This is a genomic window from Pseudomonas sp. B1-22 (assembly GCF_050474425.1).
Lineage (GTDB): Bacteria > Pseudomonadota > Gammaproteobacteria > Pseudomonadales > Pseudomonadaceae > Pseudomonas.
The window spans coordinates 447,301-473,444 of the sequence record NZ_JBCHVH010000006.1 but is presented as its reverse complement, the minus strand read 5'-3'; the positions used below and the strand labels follow the sequence as shown (position 1 = coordinate 473,444).

Sequence of the window (26,144 nt, the reverse complement as noted above, 5' to 3'; positions counted from 1 at the left end):
ATAAAGCGCATGACCCAGATCCTGGACAACCTGGTGGCTCTGCTGAGCCTGGAGCAGATCGAAGAGAACCTGTTCCGCGGCATGAGCCAGGAACTCGGGTTCCGCCAGCTGTACGGCGGGCAGGTGCTCGGCCAGGCGCTCTCGGCGGCCAGCCAGACGGTGGACCCGGAGCGCCACGTGCACTCGATGCACGGCTACTTCCTGCGCCCGGGGGACGCGAGCAAACCGGTCGTCTACCAGGTCGACCGCGTGCGCGATGGCGGCACCTTCAGCACCCGCCGCGTCACCGCGATCCAGAAGGGCCAGCCGATCTTCGCCCTGAGCACCTCGTTCCAGACCGACGAGGGAGGCTTCGAGCACCAGATCAGCATGCCCGACGTGGTCGGCCCGGAAAACCTGCCCACCGACACCGAACTCAAGCGGCGCAGCGCCGAGCAGTTCCCCGAGCTGATCCGCGACAAGCTGCTGTACCCCAAGCCCATCGAGATCCGCCCGGTCACCCAGAACGATCCTTACGACCCGCTGGTCGGCGAGCCGATCAAGTACCTCTGGCTGCGCGCCGACGGCAAGCTGCCGGACGTGCCGGCGCTGCACAAGTACATCCTCGCCTACGCCTCGGACTTCGGCTTCCTCACCACCTCGCTGCTGCCCCACGGCCGCTCGGTGTGGCAGAAGGACATGCAGGTCGCCACCATCGACCATTCCGTGTGGTTCCACCGCGACCTGCGCGCGGACGAGTGGCTGCTCTACGCTATCGACAGTCCGTGGGCCGGCAACGGCCGTGGCTTCGTGCGCGGCAGCGTGTTCAACCGTGACGGCCAGCTGGTGGCTTCGGCGACCCAGGAAGGCCTGATCCGCCACCGCGAGGACTGGTCGTGAGACTCGACGAAATCCGCCACTGGGTGTTCGACATGGACGGCACCCTGACCCTGGCGGTGCACGATTTCCCGGCGATCAAGCGGGCCCTGGGGATTCCCCAGGAGCACGACATCCTCTCGCACCTTGCGGCATTGCCAGAGGACGAGGCGGCGGCCAAGCATGCCTGGCTGCTGGAGCACGAACGCGAGCTGGCGGTGGCCTCCACCGCCGCGCCCGGTGCGGTGGCGCTGGTGCGCGCGCTGCATGGCGTGGGCTATCGACTGGGCATCCTGACCCGCAATGCCCATGAACTGGCATTGATCACTCTGGAGGCCATCGGCATTGGCGATTGCTTCGCCACCGAGGACGTTCTCGGCCGTGGCGAGGCCGATCCGAAGCCCAGCCCGGACGGCTTGCTGCGTTTGGCGGCGCGCTGGGACGTGGCGCCGCAGCGGATGCTGATGGTCGGCGACTACCGCTTCGACCTCGACTGCGCCCGCGCGGCCGGGGCGCACAGTGCGCTGGTGAACCTGGCAGAGAACCCCTGGCCGGAGCTGACCGACTGGCACGCGCAGGATTGCGCGGAGCTGGGGCGGATGGCGGGCGTTCTGGTGTAGGCCCGGATACCGATATCCCCTGTAGGAGCGCCCCATGGGCGCGAATCGCGGGCATGGCCCGCTCCTACAGGTTGAGTCCGGTGTCATGTTGTTGGGCTATCGGCGGATAACCTGTTCCAGGTTTGCGCCCTACGGTTAACGACTTCCGCGCCATTGTTCCCCGTAGGAGCGCCCCATGGGCGCGATTCGCGGGCATGGCCCGCTCCTACAGATGTTGGATATTGCGTAGGAGCGGACTCCGTCCGCGATCGGTATCCGGCCGCGCCGGATCATCGCGGATAAATCCGCTCCTACGCGCGGGCCGGGCTTCGGAGCACCCTTCGGAGTCCCGGCGTGGAGCCTTACAGCTCCGGCGTCCAGGTCACCGCCAGCAGCGCGGTGCGGCCCGGCTCCTGGTACGGGCGCGCTTCACCCATGAAGTCCATCGGACTGGTCGGCCGCAGGTAGTCGCCCAGGGTGTAGTCGCGGTCCAGTGCGTTATCCAGCTTCAGGTCGAAGCGCAGTTCGTTGCTGGCCAGCCAGCTGGTGCGCAGGTCGAGCACGCCGTAGCCGGCGAGTTCGCGGGTGTTGGCCGCGTCGTCGTAGCGCTGGCTGACCGCGCGCCAGGAACCGCCGACGCCGTAGGCGCCGAACTGGCGGTCGAGGTCCAGGCTCAGGGTGCGGCGCGCGCGGTAGGGCAGGGTGTGGCCGGTGTCGCGGTCGCGCGGGTCGATCAGGCTCAGGCCCAGGTTGGCCTGCCAGCCTAGTACCTCGCGGGCGACGCTGGCCTCGAAGCCGTCGATGCGCGCCTTGGCGATGTTCTCCGGCTGGTTGCTGGCGCTGTCCCAGGCGATCAGGTCGTCGACTTCGGTGCGGTACAGCGAGGCCTCCAGCTGGGTGCCGGAGAAGTCGCCGCGCCATTGCAACTCGTAGGTCTTTGACGTCTCGGCCTTGAGGTTGGGGTTGCCCGCGCCGGGGTAGTAGAGGTCGCTGAAGGTCGGTGCGCGGAAGCCTTCGCCGTAGCTGGCGATCCAGCTCTGGTGGTCGCCCACCGGCAGGCTGAAGGCGGCGTTCCAGCTGTTCTGGGTGCCGTAGGCCTGGTTGTCGTCGTGGCGCAGGCCGAGCTCGGTACCGAAGGATTCGCCCTTGAAGCTGTGCTGGGCGAAGACGGCGTGGTTCTCGCGACTGTCTTCGGCGAACACGGTGCTGCCGTCGACCTTGTCTTCATACCAGTCGGCGCCCAGCGCCAGTTGGTTGGCCGCGTCCAGCTGTAGGCGGTTGATCCAGCTCGCCGAGTGGCGGGTGGTTTCCAGGGAACCGTTGTTCCAGCTGTCGGCGGCGCCCACGGCCTTGTTGCGGTCGAAGCTGCGGCCCAGCTCCAGGCGGCTGCCCCAGATGTCGGTCAGCTGGCCGTCGAGGTAGGCGCTGTAGCTGCTGACGCGGAACTCGTCGCGGGGAGAACCCGGCTCGAAGTTGTAGGCGTCGTCGTACTCGTTCTTGCCGCGCTGGTCGTTGAGGTTCAGGCCGGCTTTCCAGTCCTCGTTGAGGCGGTGGTTGAGGTTCAGGTGCACGGCCTTGTTGCGCTGGGCGTCGTCGTCGCTGTCGGCGCCGACGTTGTCGCTGGTGCGGTCCCAGCCATCGCTCTCGTCGAGACTGCCACCCAGGCTGTAGGTGGTGCGCTCATCGCCGCCGGAGAGGTTCACGCTGCGCTCGAAGGTGCCGTGGCTGCCGGCGGCAAGGCGCACTTCCGGGTGCAGCCCGGCTTCGCCGTGGCGGGTGAATATCTGGATCACGCCGCCGATGGCATCGGCGCCGTACAGCGAGGAGCGCGGACCGCGGGTCACTTCCACGCGCTCGATGTTGTCGATGCTCAGGTAGTCCAGGCGGGCGATGCCGCTGCTGGCCGAGGCGATGCGCTGGCCGTCGACCAGCACCAGGGTCTGCGCGGTGCTGGTGCCGCGCACGGAATACGAGATTACGCCGCCGGAGCTGCCGATCTGTACGCCGGGCACGCGCTTGAGCAGCTCGGGCACGCTGCGCACCTGCAACTGCTCGATCTCCTTGCGGGTGAACACGCTGTTGGCGGACGTCGCCTGGATGCGCGGCTGGGCCTGGCGGCCGGAGGTGATCACCAGCGCCGGCATGGCATAGATATCGCCAGTCGGAACGCTGGCGTCGGCCAAGGCCAGGCCGGGCAGCAGGCCGGTGGCCAGGGCGAGTCGGGTCAGTTTCATGGAACGTCCTCAAAAGCGGGCGGATGACTTTCGAGGAGGGCGTGGCAAGGGCGGCAGACCGCACTTGACGGTGCGGCCCTCCGCAACACCTGTCGGGGCGTACGAGGGCGGTCTCCGGGCTGCCGACGCTCACGCCTGCGGCCTTCCCATGCGGATGCACAGTGGCGGTTCGCAGCGCGGCAGGCCGGGGCCTGCGGTCGGTTACCGTTGCGGGGGCAGCGCAGGTCTTTCACCTGCTTCCCGTTACCTCGAACGAAAACGGGCGCACCTTACTCAGGTGCGCCCGTCACTGGCAATACTCCGGGAGAGGCATGCGCTCAGCGGTTGCCGAGCGCCTCCAGGCGAGCGCTCACCGAGCGTTCGATGCCGGTGGCGTCAAGACCACACTCGGCGAGCATCTGCGCCGGCTTGGCATGCTCGACGTAGTAGTCCGGCAGGCCCAGGTGCAGGACTGGCTGCAGGATGTTTTCGCGGGCGAGGAACTCGCTGACGGCGGCGCCGGCGCCACCCATCACCGCGTTTTCCTCGAGGGTCACCAGCAGTTCGTGGCTGGCGGCCAACTGGCGCACCAGTGCCTCGTCCAGCGGCTTGACGAAGCGCATGTCGGCGACCGTGGCGTCGAACTGCTCGGCGACCTTCAGCGCTTCCGCCAATTGCACGCCGAACACCAGGAAGGCGACCTTGCCGGCCTTGCCTTCGCGGCGCAGCACGCCCTTGCCGATCTCCACCGGTTCCAGCGCCGCCTCGATGGTGGCGTTGGGGCCGGTGCCACGCGGGTAGCGCACCGCCGCCGGGCCTTCGAAGTGATGGCCGGTGGTGAGCAGCTTGCGCAGTTCGTTCTCGTCGCTGGGGGTCATCACCAGCATGCCGGGGATGCAGCGCAGGTAGGAGAGGTCGAAGCTGCCGGCGTGGGTCGGGCCGTCTTCACCCACCAGACCGGCGCGGTCGATGGCGAACAGCACGTCGAGGTTCTGCACCGCGACGTCGTGGATCAGCTGGTCGTAGCCGCGCTGCAGGAAGGTGGAGTAGATCGCCACCACCGGCTTGGCGCCGTCGCAGGCCATGCCGGCCGCCAGGGTCACGGCGTGCTGCTCGGCGATGGCGACGTCGAAGTAACGGTCCGGGAACTTGTCGGCGAAGGCCACCAGGTCGGAGCCTTCCTTCATCGCCGGGGTGATGCCGACCAGGCGCGGGTCCTGGGCTGCCATGTCGCACAGCCACTGGCCGAACACGCTGGAGTACTTGGGTCCGGACGGCTTCTTCGGTTCCGCCGGGGCCTTGATCGGCTCCAGCTTGGTGATGGCGTGGTAGCCGATCGGGTCGACCTCGGCCGGGCCGAAGCCCTTGCCCTTCTTGGTCACCACATGGAGGAACTGCGGGCCGTCCAGGTCGCGCATGTTGCGCAGGGTGGCGATCAGGGTCGGCAGGTCATGGCCGTCGATGGGGCCGACGTAGTTCCAGCCCAGCTCTTCGAACAGGGTACCGGGGACCAGCATGCCCTTGGCGTGTTCCTCGACCTTGCGCGCGATCTCCCAGGCGCCGGGCAGGCGCGAGAGGATCTTCTTGCTGCCCTCGCGCATGCTCGAATAGGTGCGGCTGGAGATGATCTTGGCCAGGTAATTGGAAAGGCCGCCCACATTCTTGGAGATCGACATGTCGTTGTCGTTGAGGACCACCAGCATGTTGGCCTTCACGTCCGACGCGTGGTTGAGCGCCTCGAAGGCCATGCCGGCGGTCATTGCGCCGTCGCCGATCACCGCCACCGACTTGCGGCCCGAGCCCTGCATGCGCGCGGCGATGGCCATGCCGAGGGCGGCGCTGATGGAGGTGCTGGAGTGGCCGACGCCGAAGGTGTCGTACTCGCTCTCCGAGCGGCGGGGGAAGGCGGCCAGGCCGTCCTTCTGGCGCAGGGTGCCCATGCGCTCGCGGCGGCCGGTGAGGATCTTGTGCGGGTAGGCCTGATGGCCCACGTCCCACACCAGCCGGTCGTCCGGGGTGTCGAAGACGTAGTGCAGGGCGACCGTCAGTTCGATCACGCCGAGCCCTGCGCCGAAGTGGCCGCCGGTCTGGCCGACGCTGTACAGCAGGTACTGGCGCAGTTCGTCAGCGAGGGTCAGCAGCTCCGCCTCGCCCAGCCGGCGCAGCTCGACCGGCGTGCTGGCGCGGTCGAGCAGGGGCGTGGCAGGGCGCTCGCGGGGAATCTCGTGGAACGTCGTGGGCATCAGGCTGATCGTTATGAGAAGGCAAAGATGCGGCAGTTTACCCGAAGCGCCCGATTGCCCCAAGCAACGTGGGGCCAATCCTTTTGCTGACCGGATAGTCGGGGTGTCGCCCGGAAGCTGTGCTGAAATCGTCGCCAGGGCTGCCGATTGCGCGCAAGCGATGCGCCGCCTGAGCGGCCACTGTAGACCTGCCCGGTCCGGTGGCGGATTGCCGCAGCGGGTGGAAACCACTGGTAAGGATTGAGGAGGACGGCGTGACCCGATTGACCCTGGAAGAATTGCGCGAACTGTCGGTGGCGATCCTGCGCCGGCATGGATTCAGCGAGCCCCATGTGCAGGCGGTGACAGACACCGTGCTGGCGGGCGAGCGCGATGGTTGCACGTCCCACGGCGTGTGGCGGTTGCTGGGCTGCATCCATACGGCGCGTTCCGGCAAGGTGGTGCCCGATGCCGTGCCGGAGCTGTCCGAACCTGCGCCGGCGCTGGTGCGCGTGGATGCCAGGGGCGGCTTCTCGCAGTGCGCCTTCGACCTCGGCCTGCCGAAACTGGTGGAGAAAGCCCGCAGCCAGGGCATTGCCGCGCTGGCGATCAACCACTGCGTGCACTTCTCGGCGCTGTGGGTGGAGATCGAGCGGATCACCGCCCATGGCCTGGTCGCCCTGGCGGTCACGCCGGCCCAGGCCTACGTGGCCCCGGCTGGCGGCACGCGGCCGTTGTTCGGCACCAATCCCATTGCTTTCGGCTGGCCGCGCGGCGAGCTTGATCCGTACGTGTTCGACTTCGCCACGACGGTGGTGGCACGGGGGGAAATCCAGCTGCACGAGCGCGAGGGCAAGGCGATTCCGCTGGGCTGGGGTATCGATGCCCAGGGCAATCCCAGCACCGACCCGAGCGCCGTGCTCGACGGCGCCATGCTGACCTTCGGCGGGCACAAGGGCTCGGCGCTGGCGACCATGGTCGAGCTGATCGCCGGCCCGCTGATCGGCGACCTGACCAGTGCCGAATCCACAGTGTTCGATGCCGGGACCAAGTCCTCGCCTTACCACGGCGAGTTGCTGATTGCGCTGGACCCGGCGCGTTTCCTTGGCGCCGATGCCGCGCAGCATCTGGCACGGGCGGAAACCCTGTTCGAATCCATCGTCGACATGGGCGCGCGCCTGCCGTCGCAACGGCGCTTCGCCGCGCGCAAACGCAGCCTAGCCGAGGGCGTGGAGATCAGCGATTCGCTGCATTCCGACCTGCGCAGGCTGCTGGAATAATTCATATCCCTGTAGGAGCGGGCCAAGCCCGCGATCGCGCGCATGGCGCGCTCCTACAGGTTGGCGCGGTGCCTGAACGGTAGGAGCGGACTTCGTCCGCGATGGGATCCGGCGCGTCGTGGAGTCATCGCGGACGGAGTCCGCTCCTACGAAGAGCCGTTTGGCCAGAATCCCGTGCATAAAAAAGCCCCGGCGCAAGGCCGGGGCTGAGCATCGGCAGGGACTGGCCGACAGTTCACTCCCTCACCAACGAACCCTCAGCGGGTAATCGCCTCCCGCGTCGTCTCGCCATCCACCAACCGGGCGATGCCCAGCGGGTTGGCGTCCTTCAGCGCGTCGGGCAACAGCGCATCGGGGTAGTTCTGGTAGCACACCGGGCGCAGGAATCGGTCGATGGCCAGGCTGCCCACCGAGGTGCCGCGGGCATCGGAGGTGGCCGGGTAGGGGCCGCCGTGGACCATGGCATCGCAGACTTCCACGCCGGTCGGGTAGCCGTTGAGCAGCAGGCGCCCGGCCTTGCGTTCCAGCAGCGGCACCAGCGCGGCGAAGTGTTCGAGGTCGGAGGGCTCGGCGATCAGGGTCGCCGTGAGCTGGCCGTGCAGGCCCACCAGGGCGCGGCGCAGTTCGGCCTCGTCGGCGACTTCCACCAGTACGGTGGTCGGGCCGAAGACTTCCTCCTGCAGCAACTCGTCACCCTCCAGCAGCAGACGGGCGTCGGCCTGGAACAGCTGCGGTCGTGCCTGCCGGCCTTCCTGCGCCTGCCCGGCGAGGTGGCGCACGCCGGGGTGGGCGTGCAGGCGCGCCAGGCCCTGCTCGTAGTTCTTCAGGGTGCCGGCGTTGAGCATGGTCTGTGGCGGACGCTGGCCGAGTTCGGCGATCAGCTGGGCGGTGAACAGGCTGAAGGCCGTTGAGGCGATGCCGATGACCAGGCCGGGGTTGGTGCAGAACTGGCCGCAGCCGAGCACCACCGAGTCGGCCAGCTCGCGAGCGACTTGCTCGCCGCGCGCTTGCAGGGCGGCCGGCAGGATCAGCACCGGGTTGATGCTGCTCATTTCGGCGAACACCGGGATCGGCTGCGGGCGTGCAGCGGCCAGGTCGCACAGGGCACGGCCGCCCTTCAGCGATCCGGTGAAGCCGACCGCCTGGATCGCCGGGTGCTTCACCAGCGCCTCGCCGACACCGCCGCCGTAGATCATGTTGAACACCCCGGCCGGCATCCCGGTGGCTTCGGCGGCGCGAACGATGGCTTCACCCACCCATTCGGCGGTCGCCATGTGCCCGCTGTGGGCCTTCACCACCACCGGGCAGCCCGCAGCCAGTGCGGCGGCGGTATCGCCACCGGCAGTGGAGAAGGCCAGGGGGAAGTTGCTGGCGCCGAACACCGCCACCGGGCCGACGCCGCTGCGGTACTGGCGCAGGTCCGGGCGCGGCAACGGCTGGCGCTGAGGCAGCGCGCGATCGATGCGGGCGCCGAGGAAGTCGCCACGGCGCAACACCTTGGCGAACAGGCGCATCTGGTTGGCGGTGCGAGCGCGCTCGCCCTGGATGCGTGCGGCGGGCAGGGCGGTTTCGCGGCAGACGGTGGCGACGAAGTCGTCGCCCAGCGCCTCCAGCTCCCCGGCGATGGCGTCGAGGAATTCGGCGCGGCGCTCGGCGGGCAGGCGGCTGTAAATCGGGAAGGCGGCTTCGGCGGCAAGCGCGGCGGCGTCCACTTCCTCGGCTGTGGCCTGGACGAAGACGCGGGGCAGGGCCTCGCCGGTCGTGGCGTCGAGGCTTTGCAGGTGGAGGCTGCCGGCGCCGCTGCGGCGGCCGGCGATGAAGTTGTGGGCGAATTCGACTGTCATCGGGGACTCCGGATCAGGATTGGGCGTGGCGGGCGGCGGCTTCGGCGTCGACCTCGCGCAGCGACTTGCCGCGGGTTTCCCGGGTCAGGCCGACGGCGACCAGGGAGATGAGCGAGGCGCCGACCAGGTACCAGGCGATCGGGGTGGAACTGTTGTATTGCTTGAGCAGGCTGACCGCGATCAGCGGCGCCAGCGAGCCGGCGAAGATCGGCGCCACCTGGTAGCACAGCGACAGGGCGGTGTAGCGCACGTGGGTGGGGAACAGCTCGGCCATCAGCGCCGAATAGGGCGCGTAGGTCATCGACTCGATGGCCAGGCCCAGGGCGATGGCGGCCATGATCAGCCAGTCGTTGCCGGTGTCCATCATCGGGAAGCCGACGAAGCCCCACAGCGCGGTGAGCAGCGCGCCGGTCAGGTACACCGGCTTGCGCCCGACGATGTCGGACAGGTAGCCCATCAGCGGGATCATGAAGAAGTGCAGCAGGTGCGCACCGAACATCAGCAGGAGGATCTGCGAGGTGTCCTTGTGCACCACCAGCTTGAGGTAGGTGATCGAGAAGGTGACCACGGTGTAGTAGAGGATGTTCTCGGCAAATCGTGCACCGATGCCGACCAGCACCGCGCGCCAGTGACGGGTGACCACTTCCACCACGCCGAGCTGGGCCTGCTGGACATGCTGCTGGCGCGCCTGGGCTTCCTTGAAGATCGGTGCGTCATCGACCCGGCTGCGAATCCAGTAGCCGATCAGCACCACCACGGCGGAGAACCAGAAGGCCACGCGCCAGCCCCACTCGAGGAACTGCTGCTCCGACAGGCCGGTGGACAGCAGCAACAGGGCGACGGTCGCCACCAGGTTGCCGGCCGGTACCCCGGCCTGCGGCCAACTGGCCCAGAAGCCCCGGCGGTCGTCCGGACTGTGTTCGGAGACGAGCAGGATCGCGCCGCCCCATTCGCCGCCGAAGGCGAAGCCCTGGATCAGCCGCAGCAGCACCAGCAGGACCGGCGCGGCGTAGCCGATGGTCTCGAAGGTGGGCAGGCAGCCCATGAGAAAGGTGGTGATACCGACGACGATCAGGCTGATCTGCAGCAGGTGCTTGCGGCCCAGCTTGTCGCCGTAGTGACCGAACACCAGGCCGCCCAGCGGCCGGGCGAGGAAGCCCACGGCATAGAGGGCGAACGCGGCGATGATGCCGTCGATGGGGCTGTCGGTCTGGCGGAAGAACAACTGGCCGAAGACCAGCGCCGAGGCGGTGCCGTAGAGGAAGAATTCGTACCACTCGGCCACGGTGCCGGCCATGGCGGCGGCGACCACGCGCTTCAGGCCGGCGGGTGCATGGGTGGTTTCGCGGGACAGGTCACGGGATGCGGCGGTAGTCGTGGAGGTCATGGCGGTGGGGCTCCGTTGGTCCACGGTGGAAAGAGGGTAGGTTGTCTGCGCCTCTGTTCTATCGGAGGGAGGAGCTGTTCATGCCGGCGAAGACAAGGCGCTCAGCCGGCACGAACAGTCCCCTCTTCCTCTGGGAGAGGGCTGTCTCGAATAACTCAGAGCCCTACGTCAGGCAGCTTCGGCCGGGTGGCCAGGGCCTTGGCCATGATCCGCTCGACGTGCTCGCGGTCGGCGCCTTGCAGCGCCAGGCGCGGCGGGCGGGTGAGGGCGGTGCCGCGGCCGGCGATCTCTTCGCAGAGCTTGATGCATTGCACCAGGTCCGGACGGGCATCGAGGTGGAGGATCGGCATCAGCCATTCGTAGATCGGCATGGCTTCCTCGAAGCGGCCGGCCTTGCACAGGCGGAAGATGGTCTCGCCTTCCTGCGGGAAGACGTTGGACATGCCGGAGATCCAGCCTTCGGCGCCCACCGCGATGCTCTCCAGCACCACGTCGTCGAGGCCGGCGAAGAGGATGAAGCGGTCGCCCACTTCATTGCGCACGTCGATGAAGCGACGGGTGTCGCCGGAGCTGTCCTTGAAGCAGACGATGTTCTCGCAGTCGGCCAGGGAGATGAGGATGTCCGGGGTGACGTCGTTCTTGTAGATCGGCGGGTTGTTGTAGACCATCACTGGGAGGTCGGTGGCGGTGGCCACGCTGCGGAAGTGCGCGGCGGTCTCGTGCGGCTTGGAGGAATACACCAGCGCCGGCATCACCATCAGGCCGTCGACGCCGACCTTCTGCACCGCCTTGGCCACCTGGGAGGCGCCGTGGCTGGTGAACTCGGCGATGCCGCAGATCACCGGTACGCGGCCGCCGGAGGCGTCCTTGGCGACCTCGGTGACGGCCATCTTCTCCTCGATGGTCAGCGAGGTGTTCTCGCCCACGCTGCCGCACACCACCAGCCCGGATACGCCGTCGCGCACCAGGTTGGAAATCACCTTGTGGGTGGCGTCCAGGTTGACCGAGAAATCATCGTTGAACTGAGTGGTGACCGCAGGGAATACACCGCTCCAATTAACCTTCTTGCTCATGTTGCCTCCAATTGGCGTATTTCGTATACGAAATGGGTTGGAGATGTCCGCTGCATTTCGTGGTTCGACCCGCTGCGCGAGCCTGTTGGGTGCCGCTACGCGGCGAAAAGGGTTCGGTTTGAATCAGTAGCCGTTGGGCCAGGTGTCGGAGAGCCGGTAGCCTTCGGGCCACGGATCGTCCGGGTCGAGCAGGTGCTGGTGGGTGCCGGTGATCCAGGCACGCCCGGCAATGCGCGGGTGGATGGCGGGCTTGCCGCCGACGTCGGTGAGGCCGTCGATGCGGCAGTGGAACTGCGAGCCGATGATCGAGTGGCCGACGAAACGCTCGCCGTCCTTCAGCTGACCCTTGGCATGCAGCACCGCCATGCGCGCCGAGCAGCCGGTGCCGCAGGGCGAACGGTCGATCTTGCCGGGGCGGATCACCACCGCGTTGCGGCCGTGCAGCACGCCATCGATGCGCTCCACCGGGGCGGCCAACTGGCAGAAGGAGATGTGCGCCCAGTCGTGGTTTTCCGGGTGCTTGAAGCCCAGCTGCTGGTTCGCCGCATGGGTGATCTTCAGCCCGGTGGCGACCAGGTCGGCGGCTTCCGAGGCGTGCAGGCTGAAGCCCAGGGCGTGGGCGTCGGCGATGACGAAGCTGTCGCCGCCGTAGGCGGTGTCCACCTGCAGCGAGCCCAGGCCTTCCACCTCGATCCAGGCGTCGAGCTTGTCGGCGAAGGAGGGCAGGTTGCGCACTTCGACGCGCTGCACCTTGCCGTCCTTGCAGTCGGCCACGGCTTCGATCAGGCCGCCGGGGGCCTCCAGGGTCAGGCGGGTCTGCGGCTCCTGCATCGGCAGGATGCCGCTGTCGAGCAGCACGGTGCTCACGCACAGCGAGTTGGAGCCGGACATCGGCGGAGTGTCCGCCGGCTCCATGATGATCCAGGCCATCTGCGCGCGCGGGTCCTTGGCCGGGACCAGCAGGTTCACGTGGCGGAACACGCCGCCGCGCGGTTCGTTGAGGACGAAGTTGCGCAGCGTGTTGTCGCTGGCGATCCAGCGCGACTGTGCCCACACCGTGTCGCCCGGCGGCGGGGCGACGCCGCCGACGATGACGTCGCCAACCTCGCCTTCGGCGTGGCAACTGACCACGTGGATGATCTTGCTCGAACGCATGTCTCTCTCCCTTTGCGATTGGGCCAATGGATGGGGTCAGTTCACCGAACGAAGAAACTCCGCCGTTTCCGCCCGCTGCGGATTGCCGATCACCTGCTCCGGCGCGCCGATCTCGTGGACCAGCCCGTTGCGGAAGAACGCCACGCGGTCGGATACATCGCGGGCGAAGCGGATCTCGTGGGTCACCAGCACCATGGTCATGCCTTCCTCGGCGAGCAGGCGCATGGTGTCGAGCACCTCGCCCACCAGTTGCGGGTCGAGCGCCGAGGTGGCTTCGTCGAACAGCATGTAGTCCGGCGACATGGCCAGCGCGCGGGCGATCGCCATGCGCTGCTGCTGGCCGCCGGAAAGCTTGTTGGGAAACACCTTGAGCTTGTCGCCCAAGCCCACGTGCCTGAGCTGCTTCACCGCCATCGCCTCGGCTTCCTCCTTGCTCTGGCCGAGCACCTTGCGCGGGGCGAGCATCACGTTCTCCAGCACGGTGAGGTGCGGGAAGGCGTTCCACTGCTGGAAGACGATGCCGATCTTCTGCCGCAGCTTGTTCAGGTCGGTGCCCTTGGCATGCACCTCGGTGCCGTCGACGCGGATGCTGCCCTTCTGGATCGGCTCCAGGCCGTTGATGCACATCAGCAGGGTGGACTTGCCCGAACCCGAGCCGCCGATGATCGAGACCACTTCGCCCTTCTTCACGCTCAGGCTCACGCCCTTGACCACTTCGAGGTCGCCGTAGGCTTTGTGCACGTTGTCGATTTCAATCATTTTCCTGCCACCTTCTTTCCAGACGGGTGCCGAGGCGCGCCACCACCCAGCTCATGAGGTAATAGATGATCCCGGCGATGCACAGCACCAGCAGGGGCTCCTGAATGCGCGTGACGATGGTCTGCGACGCGCGCAGCAACTCGACGATGCCGATCCACATGACCAGCGCGGTGTCCTTCATCACCCCCAGCACCAGGTTCAGCCAGCCGGGGAAGGCCACGCGGGTGGCCAGCGGCAGGACGATGTAGCGCAGGTCCTGCCAGTACGAGAGCCCCAGCGAGCGGCTGGCGCGGCGCAGGTTGGGCTGCACGGCGAGGATGCCGCTGCGGACGATCTCGGTGCAGTACGCCGCCGCGTAGATGCCCAGCACCAGGCAGCCGACGGAGAAGGCGCTCCAGTTCAGCCCGGCGATGCTTTTCAGCGAGTTGAACAGCACGAACTGGATCAGCAGCGGCACGCTGCGGAACAGGTCGAGGAACCAGCCCAGCGGCAGGCTGGCGCGTGGCAGGGTGGCGCGCAGCCAGCCCAGCAGCACGCCGGCCAGGGTGCCGATGAGCATCGCGGCGACGGTCAGCTTGACGGTGACCCAGGCCCCCTGGAGGAGGAACTGCAGGTCATTGGCGGTGAAGCTCGTTTCGAACATGCCGTGCCTCCCTTAGTAGCGGAACAGACGCCAGCCCAGCAGGCGGGCGGCCGCCACGATGACCTTGGCGATGACGTAATAGAGCACCGCGGCCAGGGCGAAGTATTCGAAGGTGCGGAAAGTGCGCACGTTGAAGTCCTGGGTCACGCCGGTGAGGTCGTTGTTCAGCCCAACCACCACGCCCAGGGAGGTCATCAGCACCGCCCAGACCATCTGGTTCGTCAGCGGATAGAAGACGATGCGCAACAGCTGCGGAATGACGATCAGCCGGTACGCCTGGAAGGCGCTCATGCCCAGCGAGCGCGCGGCGCGCATCTGGGTGTCCGGCACGGCCTTGAGGCCGCCGCGGAAGTTCTCCGCGAGGTAGCCGGCGTTGTTGAAGGTGATCCCCGCCAGCAGCGCCACCCAGGAGCTGACGTGCAGGCCGAAGGAGCCCAGGCCGAAGTACAGGATGTAGATCTGGAACAGCGACGGCGTGTTGCGTGCGATGGATACCCAGGTGTCGGCGAAGCCCTTCAGCCACGGATTCTTCATCTGCCGCATGACGGTCAGCAGCAGGGCGATGAGCACGCCCAGCAGCATCGACAGGGCGGCGGTTTCCAGGGTCACCAGGGCGCCGCCGAGCATGTCCGGCAGGGCCTGGAAGGCCGAGCGCCAGTGGAAGCTGTAATTGAACATCAGCCTGCCTCCCCGCCCAGCCAGGCCGGCACGCCGCCGTCGCCACGGCCGCTGCAGGCCGCCTCAACGCACGCGGCCAGGCTGCCGAAGTGAACCTGCCGGCCAGCCAGGCCCGGGCCGTAGTGGGCGTACTTCGCCGAGTTGGTGATCAGCGTGGTGCAGTGCGGCGGGATGATCGGCTCGCCGAGCATGCACCAGCAGGTGTCGTTGACCAGCAGTGCGCCGAAGTCCTGCAGCACCTGCACATGGCCCGCCGCCCGTGCCTGTTCCTGTACGGCGCGGCCAAGGGTGATGACCAGCGCCACGTCCGGATGCTTGCGGCGCCCGGCCAGCAGCGCTGCGAGGCTGGCGCATTCGCTGGCGGAGAAGTGCGGGTTGCCCAGGGATACCAGCTGCACGGTCGGCTCGCTGGCGCGGTCCAGCTCGCGCCAGGTGGCGACCAGGTCCGCCGGGGTGACGCGCAACTGCAGGCGCGGCGCCTGTCCGCCCAAGGCGGTGGCAACGTCCGGCGCCTCCGGGGTCACGCCGGCGATATGGAACATCGGCGCAGCCGAGGTGGTGGCGAAGGCCGCGCCGAAGGCTTTCAGCGCGTCGCTGTCCGGGGCCAGCGGTTGCAGGCCGTCGACCACCGGGATGCGGCTGCCGCACAGCGAACCGATGTGGTAACCCAGCAGCGGGTAGATCGACTCGTCGTGCGCCGCCGGCAGCTCGACATCCACCCGCAGCGTGGCCAGCCGGCCTTCGTCGCGATGGCTGCCGACGTTCGGCGCGCGGCCGGTGAGGGCGATGCAGATGTCGAGGTAGTCCGGGTACTTCAGGGTGCGCGCGCCGAGCACGCTGTTGGCGTATACCACGGCGTTGGACTCGGCCCAGACCACCTGGTCGCCAAGACCGGGGGCGCTGTCCAGCAGGTAGGGCGCGCAGGTGTAGCTGAGCTGCGCGCCCATCGCCATGTAGGCGTCGCCCACCGCGCTGGCGGGCTCGCCGAAGTCCTTGTCGACCCCCAGCTCGCGCCAGCGGCGGTGGTCCACGGAAATCGAATTGAGGGTGGTCGGCACGCGCACCTTGGCACCCCACTCGACCAATTGGCGAGCGAAACGCAGGCTCGCGGGGCCGGTATAGATGCAGCCGTCGATATGCGCCTGGGTCACGTCCAGCAGGTCCTTGGCGCCCTGCAATGCAGCCATGCGCAGGAGAATCTGCATGGCAGCTTGTGCGGCCTTGCCGTGCGCGCCGTCGAGCAGCGCGCGGTCATCGGCGTCCAGCGCCAGGCCCTCGGGCAGTGGCCCGGCATCGCTGGCCATCACACCCCGCCAATCGTCGGCGGGGCGTTGTGGGTGAAGTGTTACCCGACCGTCTTCGATGCGTGCCCAGACGCCGCCGGCAAGCCGTTCGAAGCCTTCGCGCCCCAGGCACAGCACCGGGATCGCGCGGCCGAACAGCACCTGCGCCACCAGTACGCCGAGGGTGAGGATTTCGTCCGGTTCGGCCAGCAGCAGGGCCGCGGGCGCGTGGCCGTTGAGCAGCATTTCCAGCATGACGCTGCTGCCGGTGCAGGAGCCGCGTCCGCTGGGGATCGCCAGCACCCGGCCGGACAGCAGGCTGCCGCTGAGCGGGTGGTGGCGGTCGATGACTTCGCTCGTGTAGGGATCGACGCCCCCCCACAGGCTCAGCCCCGTCCCCGCGTACAACAACGCCCCCTCGGCGCTGCCGCCCATCAGGACGCGGCCGGTGAGAGCCACATCCGCAACGTCTGATGTGTGCATCGAAGACATCGTCGGTCCGCCGTCAGTAGTACACGTGGGGAACGGTGAGCTCGACCGGGTTGCCGCCAACCCACTTCTCGTACAGCTCGGCGTAACGGCCGGTGCGCACCTGCTGGTTGACGAACAGATTGAGGTAGTTGATCAGGCCGAACTCGTTGCGCTGGGCGGCCAGCGACACGTAGTCGATGACGTAGGGGGCGTTGCCCGCCACCTTCAGGCCCTTGTACTTGCCGGACTTCAGGGTGGAGGCGGCGACGGTGTTGGTGACCACGGTGGCGTCGATATGGCCCTGGGCGACGGCGAGGATGGTGTCGTTCTGGGTCTGGTAGGCGCGGAAGCTGCCGTTGCCCCACTTCTTCACGTCCTTCTCCAGGGCGATGGCTTCGTAGGTGCCGCTGGTATTGCCCACCGGGCGGCCCTTGATGTCGGCATAGCTGTTGATGCCGGTGTCTTCGCGGGTCAGCACGACCATCTGGAAGGCGAAGTAGGGCACGGTCATGCCCACGGTCTTGGCACGCTCCAGGGTGTCGGAGGTGGAGGCGACGATGACGTCGGCGCGGCCGGAAACCAGCGCGGGAATACGGTCGGGGAAAGGCGTCTCGACGACTTCGGCGGTCACGCCGAGGACTTTCGCCAGGTCGTTGCAATAGTCGACGTCGAAGCCCACCGGGTTGTTCTGCGCATCGCGCGAACCCATGGGCGGGAAGTCCAGGGTCACCGCGCAGCGCAGCTTGCCGGATTCGATGATGTCGTCGAGCTTGTCGGCCTGGGCCTGACTGATAAGGAAGGTACTGGCAACAGCGGTGAGGGCTACAGCGATTCGACTGAATTTCATGGGGGCCTCTCTGGGTCTGTGTTGGGCAGTGATTTTGTATTAGGGATTTCGTATACGATATTTTCTAGAGCAAGGCATGTGCCAGAAATCGTCCGAAGGGGAGCCGAGGGGCGCAGGCCCCGCCGTTGAGGGGGCGGGCCATTCGAAGGCGGGCGAGGCGTCTGGAGGATGTTTCTGAAGGCTGTTACCGAATGAAGCAGGCGAGTGTTTCGCTGCCCCGAATCGAAGCACTGCGCATCAGCGCACTGTGGTCTGCGACTCGCGGTACTGGGTCGGCGACAGCCCGGTGAGGGCGCGGAACTGGCGGCTGAAGGCGCTGTGGTCGGTGTAGCCGCAGCGCAGGGCGATCTCGGTGATCGGCAGGTCTTCCGCCAGCAGGCGGGTGGCCGCGCCGAGGCGGGCCTTGTGGATCATCTGCCGCGGCGTGAGCTGGAAGATGCGCTTGCAGTGGCGCTCCAGCTGGGCGACGGAGAGCCCGGCCAGTTCGGTGAGTTCGCTGAGGTTGATCGGCTTGTCGAAGTGCTCGCGGATATGCGCATCCACCGCCGCCAGGCGCTGGTACGCCGGGTGCGTGGACTGCGCCGCCTGCAGGTCGCTGGAGATCCCGGCCATGCCGATCACCTTGCCGCCCGCGTCACGCAGGGCCAGCTTGTGGGTCAGACACCAGCCCGGCTGGCGCGCGGGATAGAGGTGCAGTTCCAACTGGTCGCTGAGCTGCGCGCCGGTATCCAGTACGCGGCGGTCCTGCTCGGTATAGATCGGCCCGAAGCGCGAAGGGAAGACGTCTTCGGCGGTGCGCCCGAGCAACTCGCTTGCGTCCTTCACACCGCAACGCCGCGCCAGGGTCTGGTTGACCAGCACGTAGCGCGCGCTGGTGTCCTTGATGAAGAACACCACGCCGGGCATGGCATCGAGCAGCGGGGCGATCTGCCGCAGGGTCTGCAGCAGGCTGTCCAGGTCGCGGGCGCCCTGGGGAATCAGGTCGTGCATCGGGGAGCGGCTTGGCTGACGGAACACGGCTGAAGATACGGGACAAAGTGACGAGATGGTAGGGCGCATAAAGCGGAACGCTTTATCCGCCATCTTTGCTTGCGTCCGCAGGCGGATGGCGGATAACGCCAGAGGCGTTATGCGCCCTACGGGATGAGTGCGGCTCTTCAGTCTTCGGCGAGTTGCAGCAGCGTATCGACGCGCGCCGGGCTGAAGGGTGGGCGCGGCGCCGGCGGTTGCCAGCCGAACAGCTGCTTGGCCGCTGCGCCGCACACGCGGCCCTGGCAGGCGCCCATGCCGCAGCGGCTGGCGAGCTTGGCGGCGGTCCAGTCGGGTTTGCCGGCTAGCGCCGAGTAGGGCACGTCCTCGCAGCGGCAGACCAGGGTGTCCGGTTCGGCCAGCTGGTTCAGGCGTGGATCTAGGGCGAAGTCGCGCCGCAGTGCATCGGCGAAGCGCTGCCAGCGCTGGCGCTGCGGCCACAGCGCACGGGCACTTTCGTGCTCGCCCACCGCCGCGTGGCCGGCGATGCGGCCTTCCACCAGCGCCAGTTCAGATCCGCCGAAACCGGTGCATTCGCCCGCCGCGTAGATACCGGCACGGGTGGTCGCCTGCCAGGCGTCGATACGGATCGCGCCGTTCTCGATGGCGCAGCCCAGCGCCTGGCCCAGCTGCACGTTGGGGATCAGGCCGAAGCCGCAGGCCAGCCGGTCGCATTCGATCTCCACCGTCTTGCCGCCCTGGTTCAGGCGCACGCCTTCCAGCTGATCCGTGCCCAGCGCGGCAACCACATGGCTGTCGGCGCGGTAGGCGCGGTCGTACAGACCGAAGGACTGCAGCAGCTTGTTCGGCCAGCGCGGCAGCTTCATGGCGAAACGTGCGAGCGCCGGCCAGGACGCCTGTTCGGCGATGCGCAGAATCTTCGCGCCATTGCTGCGCGCGGTGGCGGCGCTGGCCAGCAGCAACGGGCCGCTGCCGGCGATCACCACGCGCTGACCGTCCACCGGCACGCCACCCTTGATCAGCGCCTGCAAACCGCCGGCTCCGGTCACGCCGGGCAGCGTCCAGCCGGGGAAGGGCAACAGCAGTTCGCGGGCGCCGGTGCAGAGGATCAGCTTGCGATAGTCCAGCCGCCAGCCGCGCTCGAAGTCTTCCAGCAGCAGCCCGTGTTCACCGGCGAGCGCGACCACGCGGGTGCCGTTGTGAATGCGGATATTGGCGCAGGCGGCGACGCGCTCACGCAGCTCGGTGGCGGCGCGCGGCAAATGTGCGTTCGGACCGTCGCGCCAGATCTGCCCGCCGGGCAGCGGGTTGTCATCGAGGATGACGATGCTGGCGCCGCTCGGTGCGGCGGCGAGGGCGGCGGACAGCCCTGCCGGGCCGGCGCCGATGATGACGATATCGGCCGCAGCGTTCATGGGCGGCTCTCCACCTGCATGCCATCGCGGCACAGGGTCTGGCAGGCCAGGCGGCGTTGGCCGTCGATGTTCACCCGGCATTCCTGGCAGACGCCCATGCCGCACAGCGGGGCGCGACGCTGGCCGCTGACCGAGGTGCGCGTGGTGCCGTCGCCGCGCTGCGCGAGTGCGGCGGCGACCGTGGTGCCGGCGACGACGCGCAACGGGCGGCCGTCGAGGATCAGCTCAGGCATGGGCGGTGACTCCGAGGAAGCGGTGCGGGGAATAGGGTTCGGCGGCCAGCGGCAGCGGCTCGTCGCACAGCTGCGCGGCAAGTAGATCGGCGGTGCCGGGGGCGGTGGTCACGCCCAGGCCTTCGTGGCCGACCGCCAGCCACAGGCCGGGGCGCTGCGGGTGTTCGCCTACCAGCGGCAGGCCGTCCGGGCTGGCGGCGCGGAAGCCGGTCCAGCTGCGAATCACATTGAGATTCGCCAGGCCAGGCATGTAGTCCACGGCGCGGCGCAGCATCTTCGCCAGCATCCAGCCTTCCACCTGCGGGTCGGTGGTGCCGAACTGGCGCGAGGCGCCGATGAACAGCTGACCGGTGGGGCGCGGCTGGATGTTGCAGGCCACCGAGGGACCACTGGCGTTGTGCGCGCTGGTCACGTAGCCCAGCTCGACCAGGGTGCGGCGCACCTTGCCGGGGTAGCGGTCGGTGATCAGCAGGTGGCCCTTCTTCGGCTCGATGGGCAGGCCGGGGCACAGCTCGCCGGCCTGGATGCCGTTGGCCAGCACCACGGCCCTGGCGCTCAGCCACTGGCCGCTGTCGAGGCGCACGCGGGGTTCGTCGATTTCCACCACTTTCGCCTGGCGCTGGCGGATCGGTCTGGGCGCCGATTCCAGCAGCCAGGCGGCGGCGCGCGGCGCGTAGAGAATGCCGTCGCCGGTGATCTCCAGGCCGCCGTGCAGGTCGCTGCGCAGCTCGGGTTCTTCGCGCAGCAGTTCGGTGCTGTTCAGCAGTTTTGCGGCCACGCCGTGCTCGCGCAGTACGGCGAACTTGCGCTCGGCTTCGGCCATCTCCTCGTCATTGGCGGCCAGCCACAGCGTGCCGTTGCTGCGGTAGGCGCACTCGGCGGGCATGTCGCGGCCCCACTCGCGCCAGCGCTGCAGCGAGTAGTCGCTCAGGGCCAGTTCGGCGGCATTGTCGTCGAGTACCAGCAAGTGGCCCATACCGACGGCGGTGGCGCCGGGCAGGCGCGCGTCCAGCACCAGCACGTCCAGTCCGCGACGGGCGAGGGCATGGGCGCAGGCGGCGCCGACGATGCCGGCGCCGATGACGATGATGTCCGCATCGCTCACGGGCGGATGCCCCAGGCGAAGGGATCGTCCTCTTCCAGCAGCAGGGTGGCCTCGGCGCTGATGTTGGCGCGGCCACGGATGGTCGGGATGATGCGCCCTTCGGACGGCTCGCCGGCCCATTCGAAGCGGCCTTCGAACTGGCTGCCGATCACGCTGGCCTGGCGCCAGGGCTCGCCGGCAGCGAGCTTGCCGTCGGCCGCCAGGCATGCCAGCTTGGCACTGGTGCCGGTGCCGCAGGGCGAGCGGTCGTAGGCCTTGCCGGGGCAGAGCACGTAGTTGCGGCTGTCTGCTTCGGGGTCGGCGGCGAACAGTTCGATGTGGTCGATCAGCCCGCCGTCTTCGCCACGGATGCCCTGGTCTTCCAGAGCCTTCTGCACGGCGACGGTGTAGGCGGTGAGGGCCTCCAGGTTGTCGCCGGCCACGCGCAGGCCGTGATCGGAAATCAGGAAGAACCAGTTGCCGCCCCAGGCGATATCGCCGTGCACCCGCCCATGGCCGGGCACTTCCACCGGCACCTGCTTGCGGTAGCGGTAGGCGGGCACGTTGCGCACGCTCACCGAGCGGTCGTCGTGCAGGGTCGCTTCGACAGTGCCCACCGGTGTCTCGATCCTGTGCGTGCCGGGCCCGATGCGCCCCAGGTGTGCCAGCGAGACCACCAGGCCGATGGTGCCGTGGCCACACATGCCCAGGTAGCCGGTGTTGTTGAAGAAGATCACCCCGGCACAGGCGCCCGGGTCCACCGGCTCGCAGAGCAGCGCGCCGACCAGCACGTCGCTGCCGCGCGGCTCCAGCACGGCGGCGGCGCGCCAGTCGTCGTGCTCCTTGGCCAGCAGCGCGCGGCGCTCGGCCATGCTGCCCTTGCCCAGATCGGGAAAGCCGTCGAGCACCAGGCGAGTGGGTTCGCCGCCGGTGTGGGAATCGAGAACCTGGATGCGTTTCATGCTGCCCCCTGGGGTGTCTTGTCGTTGACCCTAGGGTGGCGCGGCGGGGGAGGCGGGCGCTTGAGGATTTTCCCCTGTGCCGATGATGAAATCGGCACAGGGAGAGGTGCCGGTCAGCTCGGCGAGGGACGGTTCGGCAGGTGTTCGTAGAGGGTCCGGCAGACGCCGTTGATGTGCTCTTCCAGCAGCCGCGCGGCCAGCTCGCCGTCGCCAGCACGACAGGCGTTGAGGATGTCGTGGTGCTCGTGATCCGCGCGCTCCTTGCCGGCGGACAGGCTCATCTGCATGCGCAGGTAGCGTTCCAGCTTGTCGTGGATCGAACGGATCAGGCCGATCAGGTACGGCCGCTGCGCCGGTTCGTAAAGGCAGGCATGCAGCTCCCAGTTCAGCTCGGCCCAGCGGCCCACATCATCCTCGCCGACGAACTCGGCACAGATGCGCTCGGCGCGCTCGAAGGTCTCCGCCGTCATGTTCGGCACCGCCAGGCGGATCGCCTGGGCTTCGAGGATCACCCGCACCTCGAACATCTGCGCCAGTTCCGGCTCGGAAATCTTGGTCACCAGCGCGCCCTTGTTGCGCTGGAATTCCACCAGGCCCTCGGCCTCCAGGCGCTTGAGCGCCTCGCGCACGGGAATCTTGCTGACGTTGAACACCTGGGCGATGTCGTCCTGGCGGATCGGCTCGTTTTCCGGCAACTGACCGGAAATGATCGCCTCGCGCAGATGCTTGGCGATGATCTCCGAGGCGGAAGGGACGATGCCCAGGTTGGGCGCGTTGCGCAGGGGTAGCGTCACGATGCGCTCCGATCAGGTGGCTGTTGTCGAATATTGTATACGAAACGGGCGCAGCACTGGGAGGGCCCGGTGATCGGGCGCTTCACGGCAATGGACACGCAAGGCGCGTGCCGGTAACAGGGGTCAGTTGCGGCGATCGACGATGTAGCGCGCCAGCGCGCGCAGCGGCTCGGCGGAGTCGCCGAAGCCTTCCAGCGCGGCCAGCGCCTGGTCGCGCAGGGTCAGGGCATAGGCCTTGGCGGCATCGAGGCCGAGCAGGGCGGGGTAGGTGGGCTTGTCGTTGGCCTGGTCCTTGCCCTGCGTCTTGCCGAGGGTCGTGGTGTCGCTTTCCACGTCGAGGATGTCGTCCTGCACCTGGAAGGCCAGGCCGACGGCCCGGGCGTAGCGGCTTAGCGCTTCCAGATCGGCGGCGCCGACGCGGCCGCTGGCCAGGGCGCCAAGCTGTACGCTGGCCTCGATCAGCGCGCCGGTCTTGTGCCGGTGCATGGTTTCCAGCGCGGCCTGGTCGATCTTGCGGCCGACCGATTCGAGGTCGATCGCCTGGCCGCCCACCATCCCGGCGGAGCCGGCGGCGCGGGTCAGGATCAGCAGCATATCGAGGCGGGTCTGGGCGTCCTGCGGGTTGAGCTGGGCGTTACCAATCACCTCAAAGGCCAGCGTCTGCAGGCCGTCGCCGGCGAGGATCGCGCAGGCTTCATCGAAGGCGATATGGGTGGTCGGCTGGCCGCGACGCAGGTCGTCGTCGTCCATCGCTGGCAGGTCGTCGTGCACCAGGGAATAGGCGTGGATCAGCTCCACCGCGCAGGCTGCGCCGTCGGCGCGTTCCAGCTCGCCACCAAGTGCTTCACACGCAGCGTAGGCCAGCAGCGGGCGCACGCGCTTGCCACCGTTGACCACGCTGTAGCGCATTGCGGCATAGATGCGGGTGAGTTCTTCACGGGGGGCGACGAACAGGGTTTCCAGCGCAGCATCGACACGCGCCTGGCAGCGCGCCTGGTAGGCGGCGATCATGCGTCGTCGCCTTCCGGATCGAAGGGTGCCTCGCTCAGCTCGCCGTCGCGTTCCAGCAGGATCTGTACCTTCTGCTCCGCCTGGGTCAGCGCCGCCTGGCAATCGCGGGTCAGGCGAATGCCCTGCTCGAAGGCGCCCAGCGAATCCTCCAGCGACAGCTCGCCGCTTTCCAGGCGCTCCACCAGCGTTTGCAGCTCGGCGAGGGACTGTTCGAAGTCGAGGGAAGCTTTCTTGCGGGCCATGCGGACATCTCGGCGGGGGATTCGGAAACCTCGCGACACTAGCAGAGACGGGGTTTGCGGGCAAATTCACAGGCGGGGCGAAGCAGTCTGCTTTGCTTCTCGGATCACTCCAGAAGGGGCTCCTTGGCGAGAGCTCGTGCCTCTGGCCCGGTCGGCCCCTGCAGGGCTTTGGCTGTCAGAATTTGCCTGTTTGTAATCCGTTTCGTGGTCTTTATTGCGGTGTTTTGCTTGAGGTTGTTCAGACTGCTCTTACGGTTCTTGAGGTTGTATTCCTGCAATTATTCCTGACCCTGCGTGCTCAAATTTCGCCCCCCAAAGTCTGGCCATTGGCTAAATCCAGGAGGCGAAAGGATGCCCAATCTCCGTTGTTACTGGTTGCCAGCCTGTCTGTTCTGCCTGGCGACCGGTGTGCTGGCCGAGCCGTTCTCCACGCCGGGTGACAATGACCTCCAGCGCCAACGCCAGGAACAACTCCTGCGGGAACAGCGCCAGCGCCTGGAAGAACTCCAGCAACTCCCCGGCAAGGCTCCCACCGAGGCGCCTGCCTCCACTGCGCCGGATACACGCTGCTTCACCATCCGCACCATCACCCTCGAAGGTGCCGAGCACCTCGACGAACGCGCCCGTGAAGCCCTGCTCGCGCCCTATCGCAATCGCTGCCTGGGGGTTAACCAACTCAACGAGCTGCTGAAGGGCATCACCGACCATTACCTGAGCCGTGGCTTCGTCACCACCCGTGCCTACTTGCCGCAGCAGGACCTCTCCAAAGGCGAGCTGAAAATCATTGTGGTCGAGGGTCGTTTCGAGGGCTTCGACCAGTCCGAGCTGGCCTCTCCACGCGAACTGGCCATGACCTTCCCCGGCCATACCGGGGACGTGCTGAACCTGCGCGATCTGGAGCAACTGGTCGATCAGATCAACCGCTTGCCTTCGCGTCAGGCGCAGATGGAACTGGTGCCGGGCAAGGAAGTCGGTGGCAGCCGCGTGCAGCTCAAGGGCGAGCGCAGCAAACCCTGGCGCGTGTCGGCCAGCCGTGACAACAACGGCGACTCCACCTCCGGCGAACAGCAGGCCGGGGTTGGACTGGACTGGGATAGCCCGCTGGGCCTGGCCGACCAGTTCGGCCTGCGCGCCGGGCAGGATGTGGTCAGTGACCACTGGAAGCACTCCGACAACCAGAGCCTGTGGTATAGCGTCCCCTACGGCTGGTGGACCTTCAACTACAGCTACAGCCGCAACTACTACCGCACCCGCAACGAGGACAGCGGCTTCGCCTTCAAGTACGACGGTGACAACGAGACCCACCAACTGGGCGCCGAACGGGTGATCCACCGCGACGATGTGAGCAAGACCGCCATCAACTTTGGCCTCAGCCACCAGCGCACCCGCAACTACATCGACGATACCCTGCTGGATGTCTCCAGCACCCATCTCAGCGAGGCGCGCCTGGGTCTCAACCATGGCCGGCGTATCGGTAGCGCCTTCGTCAACCTCGATGCCGGCTGGCAGCGGGGCGTCGGTGCATTTGGCGCGCAGGACGACGAGCATGATTCCCCGCACGGCAGCCCCGCCGCTCGCTACAACAAATACAGCCTGACCCTGAGCTACCTGCAGCCGTTCAAACTGTGGGATGAAGCCTTCAGCTTCGAAAGCCTCGCCACCGGCCAGCACAGCGAAGACGTGCTCTACAGTCCGCAGCGCATCAGCCTGGGCGGTCTCACCTCGATTCGCGGCTTCAAGGACCAGACCCTCTCCGGCGACTCCGGTTATTACTGGCGCAACCAGTTGCGCTGGCGCCGCGCCGTGACCTGGGAACCGCTGCTGCCCTGGCTGCAGGAATACGGCGTGGCCTACGCCTACGACTTCGGCGCCATCGAGCACGGCCGCTACAACCCGGAGCTCTCCGGGCGCATGAGCGGCCAGGGCGTGGAATTCAGTGCGCGCGGCCAGTACGCCGCCGCCTCCGTGACCCTGGCGCACTCGCTGGAGCGCCCCGACATCGTCGAGCGCCGGGAGCACCCGGTTTATTTCCGCCTCGATTTATTCTTCTGACGAGTGCAGACGGATCGCACAAACAGTCAGGAAGGCGCCGACTCGGATGCTT

23 protein-coding genes and 1 riboswitch are annotated in these 26,144 nt (G+C 67.6%); of the genes, 4 read left to right on the top strand and 19 right to left on the bottom strand.

Features of this window, described 5'->3' with window-relative positions; genetic code table 11:
* The first annotated feature begins 9 nt into the window (after positions 1-9).
* Positions 10-879 (top strand): acyl-CoA thioesterase II, encoded by an 870-nt coding sequence (tesB, locus tag ACQ5BL_RS24115; RefSeq protein ID WP_207884607.1) that lies wholly within the window; start codon positions 10-12, stop codon positions 877-879.
* Positions 876-1,475, top strand: coding sequence for an HAD family hydrolase (locus ACQ5BL_RS24110; protein WP_243805218.1), 600 nt, complete (start codon positions 876-878; stop codon positions 1,473-1,475). The genes tesB and ACQ5BL_RS24110 overlap by 4 nt, the downstream gene beginning before the upstream one ends.
* Positions 1,476-1,816: 341 nt before the next feature.
* On the opposite strand, the gene ACQ5BL_RS24105 is transcribed toward ACQ5BL_RS24110, so the two are convergent.
* Positions 1,817-3,688 carry a TonB-dependent receptor domain-containing protein gene (locus tag ACQ5BL_RS24105; RefSeq protein WP_243805219.1) on the bottom strand — a complete coding sequence of 624 codons (1,872 nt, stop codon included), beginning with the start codon at positions 3,686-3,688 and terminating at the stop codon, positions 1,817-1,819.
* A 92-nt stretch (positions 3,689-3,780) separates the two neighbouring features.
* Positions 3,781-3,964, bottom strand: a riboswitch (cobalamin riboswitch).
* A gap of 41 nt (positions 3,965-4,005) precedes the next feature.
* Positions 4,006-5,910 (bottom strand): 1-deoxy-D-xylulose-5-phosphate synthase, encoded by a 1,905-nt coding sequence (dxs, locus tag ACQ5BL_RS24100; RefSeq protein ID WP_243805220.1) that lies wholly within the window; start codon positions 5,908-5,910, stop codon positions 4,006-4,008.
* 254 nt (positions 5,911-6,164) lie between these two features.
* On the opposite strand from dxs, the gene ACQ5BL_RS24095 reads away from it, so the two are divergent.
* On the top strand, positions 6,165-7,169 hold the full coding sequence (locus tag ACQ5BL_RS24095; protein WP_243805221.1) for an Ldh family oxidoreductase: 1,005 nt from the start codon (positions 6,165-6,167) through the stop codon (positions 7,167-7,169).
* 257 nt (positions 7,170-7,426) lie between these two features.
* Here ACQ5BL_RS24095 and ACQ5BL_RS24090 read toward each other — a convergent pair whose 3' ends face one another.
* The 17 genes from ACQ5BL_RS24090 to ACQ5BL_RS24010 all read right to left on the bottom strand — a co-directional run bounded on the left by ACQ5BL_RS24090 (position 7,427) and on the right by ACQ5BL_RS24010 (position 24,040).
* Positions 7,427-9,013, bottom strand: coding sequence for an aldehyde dehydrogenase (NADP(+)) (locus tag ACQ5BL_RS24090; protein ID WP_243805222.1), 1,587 nt, complete (start codon positions 9,011-9,013; stop codon positions 7,427-7,429).
* 13 nt (positions 9,014-9,026) lie between these two features.
* Positions 9,027-10,400, bottom strand: coding sequence for a fosfomycin efflux MFS transporter AbaF (gene abaF, locus ACQ5BL_RS24085; RefSeq protein ID WP_279577214.1), 1,374 nt, complete (start codon positions 10,398-10,400; stop codon positions 9,027-9,029).
* A gap of 155 nt (positions 10,401-10,555) precedes the next feature.
* Complete coding sequence (locus ACQ5BL_RS24080; RefSeq protein ID WP_243805223.1) at positions 10,556-11,473, bottom strand: dihydrodipicolinate synthase family protein; 918 nt, start codon at positions 11,471-11,473, stop codon at positions 10,556-10,558.
* 123 nt (positions 11,474-11,596) lie between these two features.
* Positions 11,597-12,628, bottom strand: a complete 1,032-nt coding sequence (locus ACQ5BL_RS24075; RefSeq protein WP_243805224.1) for a trans-3-hydroxy-L-proline dehydratase — start codon at positions 12,626-12,628, stop codon at positions 11,597-11,599.
* A gap of 36 nt (positions 12,629-12,664) precedes the next feature.
* The gene (locus ACQ5BL_RS24070; protein WP_207884597.1) at positions 12,665-13,387 is read right to left on the bottom strand and encodes an amino acid ABC transporter ATP-binding protein; all 723 of its coding nucleotides are present in this window, start codon (positions 13,385-13,387) and stop codon (positions 12,665-12,667) included.
* Positions 13,380-14,030, bottom strand: a complete 651-nt coding sequence (locus tag ACQ5BL_RS24065) for an amino acid ABC transporter permease (RefSeq protein WP_207884596.1) — start codon at positions 14,028-14,030, stop codon at positions 13,380-13,382. Before ACQ5BL_RS24065 ends, ACQ5BL_RS24070 begins: the two co-directional genes overlap by 8 nt.
* A 12-nt stretch (positions 14,031-14,042) precedes the next feature.
* Positions 14,043-14,708: an amino acid ABC transporter permease gene (locus ACQ5BL_RS24060; RefSeq protein ID WP_243805225.1), complete on the bottom strand. Its 666-nt coding sequence runs from the start codon at positions 14,706-14,708 to the stop codon at positions 14,043-14,045.
* A complete protein-coding gene (locus ACQ5BL_RS24055) occupies positions 14,708-16,474 on the bottom strand; it encodes an aconitase X (RefSeq protein WP_243805226.1) in 1,767 nt (588 codons plus the stop codon). The genes ACQ5BL_RS24060 and ACQ5BL_RS24055 overlap by 1 nt, the downstream gene beginning before the upstream one ends.
* A gap of 22 nt (positions 16,475-16,496) precedes the next feature.
* Positions 16,497-17,309, bottom strand: coding sequence for a transporter substrate-binding domain-containing protein (locus ACQ5BL_RS24050; RefSeq protein ID WP_243805227.1), 813 nt, complete (start codon positions 17,307-17,309; stop codon positions 16,497-16,499).
* A gap of 237 nt (positions 17,310-17,546) precedes the next feature.
* Positions 17,547-18,299 carry an AraC family transcriptional regulator gene (locus tag ACQ5BL_RS24045; protein ID WP_243805228.1) on the bottom strand — a complete coding sequence of 251 codons (753 nt, stop codon included), beginning with the start codon at positions 18,297-18,299 and terminating at the stop codon, positions 17,547-17,549.
* A gap of 167 nt (positions 18,300-18,466) precedes the next feature.
* A complete protein-coding gene (locus ACQ5BL_RS24040; RefSeq protein WP_243805229.1) occupies positions 18,467-19,714 on the bottom strand; it encodes an NAD(P)/FAD-dependent oxidoreductase in 1,248 nt (415 codons plus the stop codon).
* A complete protein-coding gene (locus tag ACQ5BL_RS24035; RefSeq protein ID WP_243805230.1) occupies positions 19,711-19,947 on the bottom strand; it encodes a (2Fe-2S)-binding protein in 237 nt (78 codons plus the stop codon). Before ACQ5BL_RS24035 ends, ACQ5BL_RS24040 begins: the two co-directional genes overlap by 4 nt.
* Positions 19,940-21,052: an NAD(P)/FAD-dependent oxidoreductase gene (locus tag ACQ5BL_RS24030; RefSeq protein WP_243805231.1), complete on the bottom strand. Its 1,113-nt coding sequence runs from the start codon at positions 21,050-21,052 to the stop codon at positions 19,940-19,942. Before ACQ5BL_RS24030 ends, ACQ5BL_RS24035 begins: the two co-directional genes overlap by 8 nt.
* Positions 21,049-21,993 carry a 4-hydroxyproline epimerase gene (locus tag ACQ5BL_RS24025; protein WP_243805232.1) on the bottom strand — a complete coding sequence of 315 codons (945 nt, stop codon included), beginning with the start codon at positions 21,991-21,993 and terminating at the stop codon, positions 21,049-21,051. Before ACQ5BL_RS24025 ends, ACQ5BL_RS24030 begins: the two co-directional genes overlap by 4 nt.
* Before the next feature lie 113 nt (positions 21,994-22,106).
* The gene (locus ACQ5BL_RS24020) at positions 22,107-22,775 is read right to left on the bottom strand and encodes a GntR family transcriptional regulator (protein WP_207884740.1); all 669 of its coding nucleotides are present in this window, start codon (positions 22,773-22,775) and stop codon (positions 22,107-22,109) included.
* A 135-nt stretch (positions 22,776-22,910) separates the two neighbouring features.
* The gene (ispA, locus tag ACQ5BL_RS24015; RefSeq protein WP_243805233.1) at positions 22,911-23,798 is read right to left on the bottom strand and encodes a (2E,6E)-farnesyl diphosphate synthase; all 888 of its coding nucleotides are present in this window, start codon (positions 23,796-23,798) and stop codon (positions 22,911-22,913) included.
* A complete protein-coding gene (locus ACQ5BL_RS24010) occupies positions 23,795-24,040 on the bottom strand; it encodes an exodeoxyribonuclease VII small subunit (RefSeq protein WP_081517239.1) in 246 nt (81 codons plus the stop codon). Before ACQ5BL_RS24010 ends, ispA begins: the two co-directional genes overlap by 4 nt.
* A 351-nt stretch (positions 24,041-24,391) precedes the next feature.
* Between ACQ5BL_RS24010 and ACQ5BL_RS24005 the strand changes: the two genes are divergently transcribed.
* A complete protein-coding gene (locus ACQ5BL_RS24005; protein ID WP_243805234.1) occupies positions 24,392-26,092 on the top strand; it encodes a ShlB/FhaC/HecB family hemolysin secretion/activation protein in 1,701 nt (566 codons plus the stop codon).
* The last annotated feature ends 52 nt before the right edge of the window (positions 26,093-26,144 follow it).